Source organism: Bradyrhizobium sp. LA6.1, assembly GCF_040547805.1.
GTDB lineage: Bacteria > Pseudomonadota > Alphaproteobacteria > Rhizobiales > Xanthobacteraceae > Bradyrhizobium > Bradyrhizobium barranii.
In genome coordinates this window covers 262,925-275,830 of sequence record NZ_JBEPQK010000002.1, presented here as the reverse complement: position 1 = coordinate 275,830, position 12,906 = coordinate 262,925, and the positions used below count along the sequence as shown (strand labels likewise).

12 protein-coding genes are annotated in these 12,906 nt (G+C 64.6%); 7 read left to right on the top strand and 5 right to left on the bottom strand.

Going from position 1 to position 12,906, the window contains the following annotated elements; genetic code table 11:
* Window positions 1-245 precede the first annotated feature (245 nt).
* The 3 genes from ABIB99_RS04825 (at window position 246) to ABIB99_RS04815 (ending at window position 1,940) form a co-directional block, all read left to right on the top strand.
* Window positions 246-719 carry a hypothetical protein gene (locus ABIB99_RS04825; protein WP_071912253.1) on the top strand — a complete coding sequence of 158 codons (474 nt, stop codon included), beginning with the start codon at window positions 246-248 and terminating at the stop codon, window positions 717-719.
* A 259-nt stretch (window positions 720-978) separates the two neighbouring features.
* Window positions 979-1,149, top strand: coding sequence for a hypothetical protein (locus tag ABIB99_RS04820; protein WP_166090739.1), 171 nt, complete (start codon window positions 979-981; stop codon window positions 1,147-1,149).
* Window positions 1,150-1,265: 116 nt separating this feature from the next.
* The gene (locus ABIB99_RS04815) at window positions 1,266-1,940 is read left to right on the top strand and encodes a methyltransferase family protein (RefSeq protein ID WP_247309252.1); all 675 of its coding nucleotides are present in this window, start codon (window positions 1,266-1,268) and stop codon (window positions 1,938-1,940) included.
* A 17-nt stretch (window positions 1,941-1,957) separates the two neighbouring features.
* On the opposite strand, the gene ABIB99_RS04810 is transcribed toward ABIB99_RS04815, so the two are convergent.
* Both ABIB99_RS04810 and ABIB99_RS04805 read right to left on the bottom strand, forming a co-directional pair.
* Window positions 1,958-2,665 (bottom strand): glutathione S-transferase, encoded by a 708-nt coding sequence (locus ABIB99_RS04810; RefSeq protein WP_247342644.1) that lies wholly within the window; start codon window positions 2,663-2,665, stop codon window positions 1,958-1,960.
* Window positions 2,666-2,865: 200 nt separating this feature from the next.
* Entirely contained in the window at window positions 2,866-3,540 is a 675-nt protein-coding gene (locus ABIB99_RS04805; protein ID WP_063982296.1) for a lectin, read from the bottom strand.
* Window positions 3,541-3,864: 324 nt separating this feature from the next.
* Here ABIB99_RS04805 and ABIB99_RS04800 point away from each other — a divergent pair, with 324 nt between their 5' ends.
* The 4 genes from ABIB99_RS04800 to ABIB99_RS04785 all read left to right on the top strand — a co-directional run bounded on the left by ABIB99_RS04800 (window position 3,865) and on the right by ABIB99_RS04785 (window position 7,381).
* The gene (locus ABIB99_RS04800; RefSeq protein ID WP_247309250.1) at window positions 3,865-4,866 is read left to right on the top strand and encodes an NrtA/SsuA/CpmA family ABC transporter substrate-binding protein; all 1,002 of its coding nucleotides are present in this window, start codon (window positions 3,865-3,867) and stop codon (window positions 4,864-4,866) included.
* Window positions 4,867-4,880: 14 nt separating this feature from the next.
* Window positions 4,881-5,705 carry an ABC transporter permease gene (locus tag ABIB99_RS04795; protein WP_247309249.1) on the top strand — a complete coding sequence of 275 codons (825 nt, stop codon included), beginning with the start codon at window positions 4,881-4,883 and terminating at the stop codon, window positions 5,703-5,705.
* 20 nt (window positions 5,706-5,725) lie between these two features.
* Window positions 5,726-6,565: an ABC transporter ATP-binding protein gene (locus tag ABIB99_RS04790; protein ID WP_247309248.1), complete on the top strand. Its 840-nt coding sequence runs from the start codon at window positions 5,726-5,728 to the stop codon at window positions 6,563-6,565.
* Window positions 6,566-6,655: 90 nt separating this feature from the next.
* A complete protein-coding gene (locus tag ABIB99_RS04785) occupies window positions 6,656-7,381 on the top strand; it encodes a Crp/Fnr family transcriptional regulator (protein WP_063986244.1) in 726 nt (241 codons plus the stop codon).
* Between the two features lie 10 nt (window positions 7,382-7,391).
* On the opposite strand, the gene atzF is transcribed toward ABIB99_RS04785, so the two are convergent.
* The 3 genes from atzF to cckA all read right to left on the bottom strand — a co-directional run bounded on the left by atzF (window position 7,392) and on the right by cckA (window position 12,790).
* The gene (gene atzF / locus ABIB99_RS04780) at window positions 7,392-8,777 is read right to left on the bottom strand and encodes an allophanate hydrolase (RefSeq protein ID WP_063982292.1); all 1,386 of its coding nucleotides are present in this window, start codon (window positions 8,775-8,777) and stop codon (window positions 7,392-7,394) included.
* A 169-nt stretch (window positions 8,778-8,946) separates the two neighbouring features.
* On the bottom strand, window positions 8,947-9,978 hold the full coding sequence (locus ABIB99_RS04775) for a Tim44 domain-containing protein (protein WP_247309246.1): 1,032 nt from the start codon (window positions 9,976-9,978) through the stop codon (window positions 8,947-8,949).
* A gap of 229 nt (window positions 9,979-10,207) precedes the next feature.
* A complete protein-coding gene (gene cckA, locus ABIB99_RS04770) occupies window positions 10,208-12,790 on the bottom strand; it encodes a cell cycle histidine kinase CckA (RefSeq protein ID WP_247309244.1) in 2,583 nt (860 codons plus the stop codon).
* Window positions 12,791-12,906: the final 116 nt, after the last annotated feature.

Genomic DNA, 12,906 nt, shown 5'->3' with positions numbered 1-12,906 from the left:
GGCAAATCTCGGGGTTTTGGAGCCCTCGCGGGCCTCTAAGCGTAGAAGCGTTCTAAGCTTTTTTGCCGCGAATGGAAGGCGTTCTGGCGCGGCCGAGGCATCCCGATTCGGCGTCACGACGGCCCTTTTTGGTTGCCGTCGGCCGGACGCAAGGTGGCGACGACCGTCCCCGGCAGGCTCTGGGTGCACCCCTTGCGCTCGGCGCGCGACGAAGGTTGAATGCGCGGCCTAAGGGGCTTTTCATCATGATTTTCAAACTGAACGTCCGCGGCGCGATCCTGGTCGCCGCCGCCATCACCGGCCTTGTGACCCTCGCCTCGCCTGCCCGCGCGGATCGCTGCGATGACAGCGCCAAGGAGCTGACGAACCAGGTCGAGCGCCTCAAGGTGAATTTCCGGGCCGCCAACATCGTCTACCTCTCGCACCCCGCGGCCAAGGAGCTGTCCGTGGGTTGCCGCGGCGACAAATATTCCATCGAGCTCTATGCCAAGGGCGATCGCAAGCCGACACCGGAGTTCTTTTCACTGGTGGGGTCGATGGCGGCGATCGTCTTCACCGTCACGAAGGACGACACCACGACGGGCGCGACACGCTGCCTGAAGCGGATGGGACTGTTGCGCGGCGACAAGGTCGTCATGCGCTACCGCCGGCTCAACATGGAATGCACCCGTACCAAGACGGATGCGTCCATCGCGATCACGCGCGGCAAGGACGAGTAGACGGCACTCGCTCTTTCCACACGCTCCGTCATTGCGAGCGAAGCGAAGCAATCCAGAATCCCTCCGCGGTGACAGTCCTGGATTGCTTCGCTGCGCTCGCGATGACGAGGAGAGGTTCGTCCGCTCCCTCGTACAGCGCAAGGAGGCACAAAAGGCACATCCCACCGCACCAACTCCCTCGCATTTTAACGATTGGCTTGACGGAAGCTTCGCTCCTCGCAGCGCAAGGTCGATTGTTTCCATGTGTGAGGATTTGTGGATGAGCGTCTCTACCGTTGCGCCGCCGCCGATCGCGATCGTGGTGCCGAGCTACGACGCGACCAAGCAGCAGGACGACCAGAAGACCAAGGACAACGACCCGACCTACAAGCCGCCGCCGCCCGCGCCGCTGCCGCCGGGTCAGGGCACGCGGATCGATCAGCTCGCCTGATCAGACCGGTCAAAGATGAAACGCCCGAACCGGTCGATCGGGCTTTTCGCGTGTCCGGCCGCATCTTCGCCGGATAGCGGGACCAATATCGTGCGCGGCTGACCCGGGACCTGCGCATGATCGCAAAACTGCTGTTGCAGAACACGATCACCACCGCCGGCATGGGCGCGCTGCTGTTCGCTTGCGCCGGGACGATGCATTGGCCTTCGGCCTGGGTGTTCCTCGCCACCTGCGCCCTGCTCGGCCCGCTCTGCGGCTGGTGGCTTTATCGGGTCGATCCGGCGCTGCTCGCCGAACGTCTGCGGCCGGTCCTGCAAAAGGACCAGCCTGCCGCCGACAAGGCCTTCATGATCGTCTTCGCCATTGCGATGCTGGCCTGGCTGGCCGCGATGGGGCTCGACCGGCGCACGCAGTCCTCCGACGTGCCGGTTGCGTTCCAGGCGCTCGGTCTCGTGCTGTTCGTCCTCTCGACGCTGTTCATCCTGTGGGTGTTCCGCGAGAACTCGTTCGCCGCGCCCGTGGTGAAGCTCCAGGCCGAACGCGCACAGCGCGTGGTCTCGACGGGGCCTTACGCGCATGTGCGCCATCCCATGTACAGCGGCATGATCCTATTCTTCGCCGGCGTGCCGCTGCTGCTGGGCTCGTGGTGGGGCCTTGCGATAGCGCCGGTCATCGTCGTTTTGTTTGCTGTTCGCATCGGCATCGAGGAGCGCACGCTGCGTGAGGGCCTGCCGGGCTATTCCGACTATATGTCGCGCGTGCGCTATCGCCTGCTGCCCGGCGTGTGGTGAGCCGCTATCCGGACCGGCTAATTGTCCAATTCCTTGTAGCGGCGGAAAATGCCTTGCTCGTTGAAGGGAATGCGGCGCTCACTTTCGAGATAGGCCTTGATGTTCGGCCGCGCGGCGATGCGGTCATGCAGATCGACGAGGCCCGCGATATTTCCCTCGAACGCCTTCATGCGCTTGGGAAAGGCGTAGCGCAGCCCATCGACGATCTGGAACAGGGATAGATCGACGTAAGTCAGCCTGCGACCGGTGACATAGGCACCGCCATTACACGCGAGGAGCTCCTCGAAATAGCCGAGATATTTCGGCACGCGCTCGTCCCAAAACTCGGCCGTGCGCTTCTTCGCCGGCGCCTTCTGATCTTCATAGTACATCGAAGGCCCGAGCGGGTGATGGGTGTCGTGGATCTCGGTCACGAGGTCGGTGATGGTGAGCTGAAGCTGGTGCACCCAAAGCTTGCCCGCTTCCGTCTTCGGCGCGAGCCCATGACGGGCGCCGAGATAGAGCAGGATGTTGGCGGTCTGGCCGATGACGAGCTTGCCCGCTTTCAGGAACGGCGGCGCGAAGGGCGGCGTGCCGCCATGCGCGTCCATCATCTTCATCATCGCAGCTGTTCCGCGCGCCCCCCGCGCGACGTCGACATAAGCCGCCCCCGCCTCCTCCAGCGCCAGCCGCACATATTCGCCGCGGCCCTGGATCTCGGGCCAGTAGTAGAGCTCGTATTTCATGGGAAGGGTCCGTGAGCGTGGAAGCGGTCGGACCAATGTAATATGCGGCCGAAGGTTCCGTGAGAGCGAGACGGAACGGCGGCACCACATACCCCGTCATTGCGAGCGCAAGCGAAGCAATCCAGAATCTTTCCGCGGAGACAGTCTGGATTGCTTCGCTACGCTCGCAATGTCGCGGGGAGAGAGCTGCGCGCCCTAACTCAATTCGCCGCGAAACAAAACAGCAGGCCGTCGCCGCCGGTGCTCTTCAGATCGGCCTGCGAGCAGCCGCCGTCAGGACCGCGCGAGGGGTGAGAGCTGTTCCAGGACTTTGACGGCTCGTCGTCGCGCAGGCCCTTACGATCGGCATGGCCGACGACCGCCGCGCCCTGCGTGCTCGACGTCCAGTTCCTGCAGGTCTTGTCGTCGCCCGCGGCAAAAGCGGTGCCGTCCGGTTGCGATCCCGTGAGGATATCGTGCCGGTTCGGCGTGTCGCCGGCGCCGTTGATGACCTCGCCCTTCTCGCTGAGCGCTGTCTGCTTGGTGAGGTTATTGGCCGCGCCGTGCAGGTCGGCAACGTCCTTGGCAATCACCGCACCCTTGGCATTCTGCCACGGTCCCTTGCCAATGCGGTCCTTGGCATTGACGGCGGGCTTGCCGTCGGCGGCCTGCGTCGAGAGATAGGCGCGCCAGGTCTTGCCGCCGGCGCCGCCGGCCTGCGCCAGCTTCTGGCACTGCGCATCGGCTCCCTCCAGGCCGCCGAGATCGGCTCCCTTGCCCGGCCCGCTCGAAGTCACAAAGAAGGTCATGTCGGCTGACTGCGCCCACACCGATGGACTTGCGAAGACCGCGAACGCAACGCCTGCTGGCACGATGACCCTGGCAAGAATGCTCATCCTATCCTCCCGATTGTTCCTGCGATTGCGCCTCGCTGGACGGTCTTTGATCCGCTGACATGAACCCCGTCACGACAGACATTATTCCAGCGGCCATCCGCCGCACGCGCATCACCTCGAGCGGCGGCGCACGACCGGTCGCCCCGAGGGCCATGTCGATTAATTGCTTCCAGAGACCGTAGCGCCGGGCGAGCATACCAACGTGGGGCCGATCCTCAAGAGATCGCCCAGGAGGGGACGCGGGAGTCTGCTGCGGGGCCGTTCAGGGCGGCATCCGCGATCACATCGGGGCTGCCGCCGGGCGCGGCGCGAGGGGAGATCGTCATGCACTGGAACACCGTCCGCCCAATCGCGGCAATTGCCGGCTATGCCACGCTTTGCTGCCTTGCCATCAGTCCGGGCCGCGCCTCGGCCGCGGAATTGCTCAAAGCCCGGCTTGCGCAAAACCTCGGACCGATCTCCGGCCTTGCGATCGTCGCCAAATCGAAGGGGATTTTCGAAAAGAACGGACTGGACATCACCGTCTCGAACTTCACGTCCGGCAAGCAGTGCCTGGACACCGTGATCGGGGGCGGCGCCGACATCGCGACGACGGCGGAGGCGCCGGTCACCGCTTCGGCGATGGCAAACCAGCCCATCGCCTTCGTCGCCGGCATGGAATATTCCGACCTCAAGACGGTCGTCGCGGCCAAGGCCGGCGTCAAGACCAAGGCAGATCTTCGCGGCAAGCGAATCGGATTCACTGCCGGCACCGGCAGCGAGGTCTACACGGCAACTTTGCTGAAGTCGGCGGGATTGACTCCCAAGGATGTCACCCTCGTCAACCTGCGGCCGCAGGAGATGCTGCCGGCACTTGCAGCAGGAAGCATCGACGCGATCGACACTTGGGAACCCCACATCGCCAACGCCAAGAAGGCCCTCGGCGAAGCCGTCGCTGAGCTCGATACAACGGGCACTTACTCCGAGACGTTCAACATCGTCGTCACGAGACCCTATCTGGATGCCAACCCTGCACTGGTTGAGAAGTTCATCGCCGCGCTGATCGACGCCGAGGTCTGGATGAAGGCACACCCGGACGAAGCGATCACGGTCGTGGCGGACGCGGTCGGCATGAAGCGGGATGAACTCGCCCCCATCTGGGCCGACTATGTTTACCGGGTACGGCTCGACGACCGGCTGATCGAGATTCTCAAGACCCACTCCGCATGGCGCCTCGAGAGCGGCAACCATCCTCCGGGAGCGGCGATGCCCGACTTCAGCAAGGTCGTCGTCGCCGAGCCGCTGAAGAAGGTCGACCCCGCACGCGTCACGCTCTCGTGGAAATAGGCACCCGCACAGCCATGCAGGATGGCACTTCAGCAGGACAGGAGATTGCTCTCCGCACCGACGGTCGCGGTCGGCGGCCGGATTCAGCTCGTCTTCGCCGCCTCAATATTCTGATCGGGGCGCTTTCGCTTCCCCTGTTCGTCGGCCTCTGGGAACTGGTCGCCCGTTCCGGGGCCGTCAACATGGTGCTGTTTCCGCCGCCGACAGTGGTTGCTGCGGCGGTCCTTGAGTGGATACGAAGCGGACAGTTCCTTGGCGATCTGCTGGCCAGCCTCTTTCGCGTCACCACGGGGTTCATCGTAGGCGGCCTGCTCGGCATCCTGCTCGGTATCCTCACCGGCCAATTCCCTGTTATTTCGAGCTTGCTGTCCCCGCTATTCCATATCCTGCGGCCAATTCCGCCGATTGCTTTCGTGCCGATTGTCATCCTCTGGTTCGGCCTGTCGGAGGCGGGAAAACTGTTCCTCGTCGTATGGGGCGTGTTCTTCACGGTTTGGCTTTCGACCCACATCGGCGTGCAGAAGGTCGACCGCGGCCTGATTCGGGCGGCGTTGATGCTCGGCACGCCCCGGCGGCAGATGCTCCAGGAGATCGTGCTGCTGGGCGCGCTTCCCTACATCGTGGTCGGGTTGCGCACCGCCGTCAGCATCTCGTTTTACACGCTTGTCGCGGCCGAACTTGCAGGCGCTTTCGCCGGCATCGTCTACAGGATCGAGATTGCGCAGCAGAATTTGCAAACGGGCCAGGTCATGGGCGGGCTCGCAGCGCTCGGGTTGATTTCGTTCACTGCCGACCGGCTGTTTTCGGCTCTTGCGGAACGTACTGTCTGGTGGCGTTGATGTCTGGAGCTCGATCGACCATGAAACTGGCTCTGGCAAGTTCGCCAGCCTCCGTCGAATCGGCGCGGAAACAACCGGCCATTCAAGTCTCAGACCTGAGCATCGTTTTTGACACCCGCCGCGGGCAGACCATCGCGGTGGATCGCGTTTCCTTCGACGTGGCGCCTAGCGAGTTCGTTTGCATCGTCGGGCCCTCCGGCTGCGGCAAGTCGACGGTGCTCAATACGATCGCCGGACTGGAAGTGCCGTTTGAAGGCGACATCCTGGTAGAGGGCTCGCGCGTCTACAGCCCGCGACCCGATGTCGGCATGGTGTTCCAGCAGCCGCATCTCTTCCCCTGGAAGTCTGTCCGCAGGAACATCGCCCACGGCCCGAGGATGCTTGGGAAGTCCAGGACGGAAGCGAATGCCATCGCCGACGATCTGATCGCGATGGTCGGTCTCAAGCGTTTCGCCGACGCCTATCCGAACACGCTGTCCGGGGGCATGCAACAGCGCGTGGCGATCGCGCGAGCGTTGGCCAATCAGCCTCGCGTGCTGCTGATGGACGAGCCCTTCGGAGCCCTCGATGCGCAGACCCGGGCGGTGATGCAAGACAATCTGCTGGAGCTGCGCGACCGGATCAAGGCGACGATCGTGTTCGTCACGCATGACATAGATGAGGCCATCGTGCTGGCCGACCGTGTTCTCATCATGAGCGCGGGACCCGGCCGCATCCTGCGCGAAGTCGCGGTCAAGCTGCCGCGCCCGCGGTCGAGCTCCGTCATGGTCGAGCCAACCTATCTTTCCCTCAAGAAGGATTGTCTCGACGTCATCCGCGCAGAAGGGTTGCGGGCGTTCAATCAGTCGGACGCGAGCTGATCCCCCAGAACTTGGAAATCGCGAAGCAGCCCGCAGCGCGCTGGCATGGTTCTTGAATAATCGATGCCGGGTCTCACCGTGGAGCCGGCGATGCACAGGGCGAATAGCGCGATAGCGGCAGGCGTGATGCTGGCCGAGTCGGACAATCTCGTCAGGCCGCTGCCCGGCTTGCTGGATGGTCTCAACCGGGCTGATTGCAATCGGCTGCGCGCGATCGGACGCGAGAAGGCCCTGGAAGCCGGCCAACTGGTTTGGTCTCAGGGCGACACACAGGCTGGGATCTACCTGATCAGCGAGGGACGCATACGCAGCTACTATGCGGCGCCGTCGGGGCGCGAGGTCACGCTCGCCTACTGGTTTCCCGGCAACTTCGTCGGCGGCCCCGATATATTCGGAACGGGCCCGCACATGTGGTCATCGGTTGCGGCCGAACCCAGCCTGTTGACGTTCATGCCGGGACTGGCGCTGCGGCGGCTTGCGCTGGAATCGCCGGCGATCGCCGTCGCCCTGCTGGATGCCCTGGCATTCAAGGCGCGATGCTATTCGGCGATGGCCCAGATGCTCGGGACGCGCTCGGTGACCGAGCGGCTACATAGCCTGTTGATCTTCCTGTCGCACGTCTACGGCGTTAAGCGCGACGGCGAGGTCGTCATCGGGATGCCGTTTACCCACGGCGATCTCGCCAATCTCATCGGATCCACCCGCCAATGGGTGACAGTACAGCTCGCGCGGCTCCAGGAGGAAGGCGTGATCAGGTACGACAGATCCGTGATTTCGATCCTGGATCTTTCGACACTCGAGCAAGAGATGGAATAAATTCCGTCCGTCAACCGCCAGACTTCAATTCGAACGCCGCTCGGCCTGCACTGGCCTCGAACCGCCGCGCCAGTCCGATCAGCGCGCGATCATGCCAGGCCGGCGCCAGAAGGGTCACGCCCATCGGCATGCCGTTCGGCAATGTCGCGTTCGGAACCGCCACGCCGCAGAGATCGAGCAGATTGGCAAAGTACGAGTAATAGCCGAGGCGATTGTTGAGGGTGATCGGATCGCGATCCATCTCCTCCAGCGTGAACGGCCGCGGTGCGGTCGGGACCACCAGCGCATCGATACCCGCAAAGATCGCCTCGGCGTCGCGGCGAAGCCGGTGCAGCCGGTGAATGGCACCAAATGTGTCGATCGCTGAATAGCCGGCGGCCGAGCCCAGCACGGTCCTCGTGACATCAAGCAGGGAGCCAGAATCGATGTCCATCAGCGAAGCGATGGCCGAGTGCCGCTCCGCGACCCAGGGTCCGCTGAACATCAACTCCCCGGCCTGGCGGAACGGCGCGAAGTCCACCTCGATCGCCGTTCCCCCGATCTGCGTGAAACGCTCGCAGGCGCGCTCATAGAGCTCGCCGCATTCCGGCATGCCGAAGCATTCGAGATCGGCGGCCGCAATGCGGCCGAACCGGAACGATGGCACCGCCCCGCTGGCGAAAGAAAAGGCCCTGGGCAGGCGGCTGTAGGGATCTTCGAAATCGAACCCTTCGATAATTTCGAGGATTGCCTCGCCATCGCTGACGGTATTGCAGAACACCGAAACGCAATCGATCGTCGGGCAATTCGGCACCAGCCCGCGTGATGACACCAGCCCAACGGTCGGCTTGATTCCGACGATGTTGTTGAAGCCGGCAGGTATGCGGCCGGACCCGCCAGTATCGGTGCCGAGCGCGAACGCGACGTGCCCCGCCGCGACGGCGACCGCGGACCCGGAACTGGAGCCGCCCGCAATATAGCGCGCATCGGCAACCGACGCGCAGGGGCCATAGGGCGAACGCGCACCGGACAGGCCTGTGGCGAACTGATCGAGATTGGTCTTTCCGAGGCAAATTGCGCCGGCCGCGGTCAGGCGTTCGACGCTGTGCGCGGAATGCCAGGGCGTGTAGCTGAACGCGGGGCATGCGGCAGTGGTCGGCATTCCCTCGACATCGATATTGTCCTTCACACCAAAGGGAATGCCGAGCAGCGGAAGATTTTCGCCTGTCCGCGCGCGTGCCACGAGCTTCCGGCATGCTTCGAGCGCCTCCTCCCGCGGGCGGAGATAGATCCAGCAATTGCGGTCGCGCTCGGCCTCGATCCGGTCATACGCCGTTTCGATCGCCTCCAGCGGCAGGGACGAATTCCTGGCAATGGTTTCGTGATTTGTCCTGGAGCGCGCGACAGACTGGCTCACCGAATATCTCCCTCTCTAACCGGCAGGCGCGAAATTGCGGGAGCTCTGCGCGGGCAACAAGCAATTAAGTGCTTCGCGCAAAATGGTCGGCCGTATCAGGATATAAGCGGCTCAAAGAAAAAGGGCGCCGTGCCGAAGCACGACGCCCTTGTCTTTAATCTGCGTACGATCAGTTGGTCTGCTGGATCGCCGACAATTCCCAGCCGCTGCCCGGACGGCGGGCAAAGGTCCAGATCTCGGTCGCCTCGCCCGGCTGCTCGCTGCCGGCGACAACCGTACCGCTGTTGCGGTCCAGCGTCTTGTCGGTGAGGGCGAAGCGCAGCGCCACCGTGGCGTATTCGGTCTCGCCTTCGCGCCAGGCCTCCGCGAGGTCGCCCTGCAACAGCTTGACGTTGGTCACCTTGTTGACGACGTTGCGCGCGCGGTTCTGGCCAAGGTCCTGCTCGAAATAGGAGACCATTTCCGGCGTCGCGAGCGTGTGCAGCTTGGCCACGTCCTCGTTCGACCAGGCGGCCTGGACATCGCCGAGCAGGCGCTCGAACGCCTCATAGTCATCCGGCTTGATCTCGAGCGGCGCGTTGTTGGCGCCGCCGAAGCCGAAGCCGCCGAGACCACCGCCAAGTCCACCACCGACGCTACCGCCACCGAGGCCGCTGCGATAGTTCGGCTGCGGTCCCTGACCGCTGCCTGCATCAGCATTGGCATAGGCCGCCTGCTGCGAGTGGCGGCGCTGCCACCAGGACATCGCCAGCCGCACCACCAACACCACGAGCGCGATCTGGATGAGCAGGCCAATGATTGACGACAGGCCGCCGAGGCCACCGAACAGGCCGCCGCCGAACAGCATGCCGAGCAGGCCTGCGCCGAGGAAGCCGGCCGCAAGGCCGCCCATGAAGCCGCCGGCGCGGCCGAACAGGCCGCCACGCGCGGGTGCGGCGGCAGCCGAATTCATGCCGGCACCCGGCTGGGTATAGGTGCGGTTGAACTGCGAGGTCGAGCCCGGCGCGGTCGTGGTCGACGGCGGCGCCGAATAGGTGCGCGAACCGCGCGAACCCGACGACATGCCACCACCGACGCGGGCGTCGGCGGACGAAATCACCAGCGCAGTCGGCAGCGCAAGCGCCAGCATGACGGCGAGGGTCTTGAAGAGAGTGCGGGAGCGTTGCGAGAAAGTCATGTGCGTTTCCCAAATCCCCGGCATGGGGACGTGCTCCTAACATGGGCAGACTTCCCGAAAAGTGAAGCCGGTTTCGGAACTTATGGCTGCGGCCCTCAGTCGCGGGGATGTGGCAAAAGCCCATATTTGGCGGGGGTTTGGCCGGGGAGCCGGAGGAACCGCGGTCGCTGGTTACCGGCGGGTTTACGACAGGAATGCCGCTTTTTCCTCGTCATTTCCAGGAACTCTCGCAAATCGACAGTGGTAGTCGCCGTCATCCCGCCTTTGCCATCGTCTCCTTTACGGCCGCCACGAGCTGGCTGAGCGTGAACGGCTTTGGCAGGAAGTCGAATTGCTGGCCTTCGGGCAGGCTCTTCTCGAAGGCATCCTCGGCGTAGCCGGAGACGAAGATGAACTTGATGTCGGGATTCTTCTCGCGCATCGCCTTCAGCAGCGTCGGGCCGTCCATCTCGGGCATCACGACGTCGGAGACGACGAGATCGATCGCACCGCTCTGTTCCTCCAGGACCTCCATGGCCTCGACGCCGTTCTCGGCCTCGACCACGGTGTAGCCGCGCGAGCGCAGGCCACGTGCGTTCAGCGCGCGCAGGCCCTCTTCGTCCTCGACGAGAAGGATGGTGCCCTGTCCGGTGAGATCGGTCCGCGGCTTGGCCTCCGCCGCCGCAGGTGCGGTCTCCTTCGCGGCGCCATTGGCCGCGCCGACCACTGCTGCGGGCTGCTCTTGCACCTCGGGCTCGGCGTGATGGCGCGGCAGGAAGATATGGAACGAAGTCCCCTGCCCCGGTTCCGAGTCCACGTAAATGAAGCCGCCGGTCTGCTTGACGATGCCGTAGACGGTGGAGAGCCCGAGGCCGGTGCCCTTGCCCACTTCCTTGGTCGAGAAGAACGGCTCGAAGATCTTGTCGCGGATATCGGCGGGGATGCCGGTGCCGGTGTCGGCGACCTCGATCCGTACATAGTCCGCAGCCGGCATGCCCTTGTAGGCGAGCTTGGCCGCTTCTTCCGCGGTGACGTTGGCGGTGCGGATGATCAGCTTGCCGCCGTCGGGCATGGCGTCGCGCGCGTTCACCGCCAAGTTGACGATTACCTGCTCGAACTGGGAGACGTCGACCTTCACCGGCCAGAGATCGCGGCCGTGGATGGTCTCCTGCTTGACCTTCTCGCCGATCAGCCGGCGCAGCAGCATGGCGAGATCGGACAGCGCATCGCCGAGGTCGAGCACCTGCGGCCGCAGCGTCTGCCGCCGCGAGAACGCCAGCAACTGCCGCACCAGCGTCGCCGCGCGCGTCGCATTCTGCTTGATCTGCATGATGTCCTGGAACGACGGATCGGTCGGCTTGTGCGCGTTCAGCAGGAAGTCGTTCGCCATCATGATGGCGGAGAGCACGTTGTTGAAGTCGTGGGCGATGCCGCCGGCGAGCTGGCCGACCGTCTCCATCTTCTGCGACTGGTTGATCTGGTTCTCCAGCGCGCGCCGCTCGGTGGTCTCGAGCATGTGCACGATGGCGGCTTCGGCCTCGTTCTCGGCCGCATCCACCGGCGTGACGAAGAACTGGCCCCAGCGCTCCTTGGCTCCCTCGAGCGCCACCTCGACCGGCGCGACGTCGGCCTGGCCCTCCGCGGCCTGGTTGATGGCCGTGATCAAAAGTTGCCGGTCGCGCGAATTGACCGCGCGGAAGATCGACTTGCTGGCGCTGTCGAGCCCGAGCGCCTGCCCGAGCTTGGCGTAGCGCGCGTTGGCGCGCACGACGTTGCCGCCTCGGTCGACGGTCGCGATCGCCATCGGCGTATGGTCGAAGAAGCGCATGAAGCGCACTTCGGCGGCGCGGTCGGGATCGCTGCGCTCGTCGCGCGCGCGGCTGATGACGAGCGTGCGCGACGGCCCCGGCGCGCCGTCGGCGCCGAAGGCGAGCTTGTGATAGAGCCGCACCGGCATGGTCTTGCCGGTGCGCATGCGCAAGTCGATGTCGAAGACTTCCGTCTTCACTTCGCCCGGCACCGCCACGATCGCGGTGAGCAGCGAGGCGCCGTCGCCGGAGACGATGTCGGTGAGCTTCAGCCCGCCCGAGCCGATCTCGGCGAGATCGTAGTCGAGCCAGTTCGCCAGTGTCGCGTTGACATAGGCGAGTTCGCCGGCCGGATTGACCGAGAAGAAGCCGCAGGGCGCGTGATCGAGATATTCGATCGCGTGCTGGAGTTCCTGGAACACGTCCTCCTGGCGCTCGCGGTCGCGGGTGATGTCGGAGATCGACCACACCGCGTATTTCGCCTCGCGCTTCCCGGTGCCGAGCGGGCGTACCCGCATGCGCAGCCAGCGGCCCTGGCTGCCATCATGGCCGGAGATCCGCACCTCTTCCTGCTGCCGTTTTCCTTCGCGCGCGGCCTTGAGCAGGCGGAACACGGCTTCGGAGACGTCGGGGTTGCCGATGAAAACGCGCTCCACGGGCCGCACCTCCTGCGGTCCGCTGGCGCCGGTGAGCGTCAGATAAGCGGCGTTGGAATAGACCACGTGGCCGCGGGGATCGGTCACGGCCAGGCCGTCGAAGGCGTGGTCGGCAATGCGCCCGATCACGGGATCGTCGAGACTGCGGTCGACGAAGCGGATGATGCCGGCGGCGAAGGCGAACAGGTTGAACAGGCCAACCATCGCCAGCACGGCGAGGATGCCGAGGATATAGGGCTGCGCCTGCGCGCGCCCGAGCGTCATCAGCCCGACGGCGACGGCGACGAGGCCGGCGGCTACCAGCAGCACCAGCGCAATGCTGCCCGAGCGCGGCGACGGCTCGTGCGCCGCAACGGGCTCGCGTGTGAGGTCGTGGTCGGTCTCGGCAGTCATTTCAAGCTGGCACAGCCTGTCGGCAGAGAATCAACGCGCTACGGGGCGCGTGGGGTCCTCCCTGCCTGAATCGGACCCGCAGGCGCAAGGGTAGCAAGGGCGAAAGGTACGCTGAT

Excerpts from the sequence above, each read along its gene's own strand:
- ABIB99_RS04795 (WP_247309249.1), top strand. The coding sequence starts at position 4,881 with ATGCAGGATGGCACTTCAGCAGGACAGGAGATTGCTCTCCGCACCGAC.
- ABIB99_RS04820 (WP_166090739.1), top strand. The coding sequence starts at position 979 with ATGAGCGTCTCTACCGTTGCGCCGCCGCCGATCGCGATCGTGGTGCCG.
- cckA (WP_247309244.1), bottom strand. The coding sequence starts at position 12,790 with ATGACTGCCGAGACCGACCACGACCTCACACGCGAGCCCGTTGCGGCG.
- ABIB99_RS04790 (WP_247309248.1), top strand. The coding sequence starts at position 5,726 with ATGAAACTGGCTCTGGCAAGTTCGCCAGCCTCCGTCGAATCGGCGCGG.
- ABIB99_RS04805 (WP_063982296.1), bottom strand. The coding sequence starts at position 3,540 with ATGAGCATTCTTGCCAGGGTCATCGTGCCAGCAGGCGTTGCGTTCGCG.
- ABIB99_RS04800 (WP_247309250.1), top strand. The coding sequence starts at position 3,865 with ATGCACTGGAACACCGTCCGCCCAATCGCGGCAATTGCCGGCTATGCC.
- ABIB99_RS04775 (WP_247309246.1), bottom strand. The coding sequence starts at position 9,978 with ATGCCGGGGATTTGGGAAACGCACATGACTTTCTCGCAACGCTCCCGC.
- ABIB99_RS04815 (WP_247309252.1), top strand. The coding sequence starts at position 1,266 with ATGATCGCAAAACTGCTGTTGCAGAACACGATCACCACCGCCGGCATG.
- ABIB99_RS04785 (WP_063986244.1), top strand. The coding sequence starts at position 6,656 with ATGCACAGGGCGAATAGCGCGATAGCGGCAGGCGTGATGCTGGCCGAG.
- ABIB99_RS04810 (WP_247342644.1), bottom strand. The coding sequence starts at position 2,665 with ATGAAATACGAGCTCTACTACTGGCCCGAGATCCAGGGCCGCGGCGAA.
- ABIB99_RS04825 (WP_071912253.1), top strand. The coding sequence starts at position 246 with ATGATTTTCAAACTGAACGTCCGCGGCGCGATCCTGGTCGCCGCCGCC.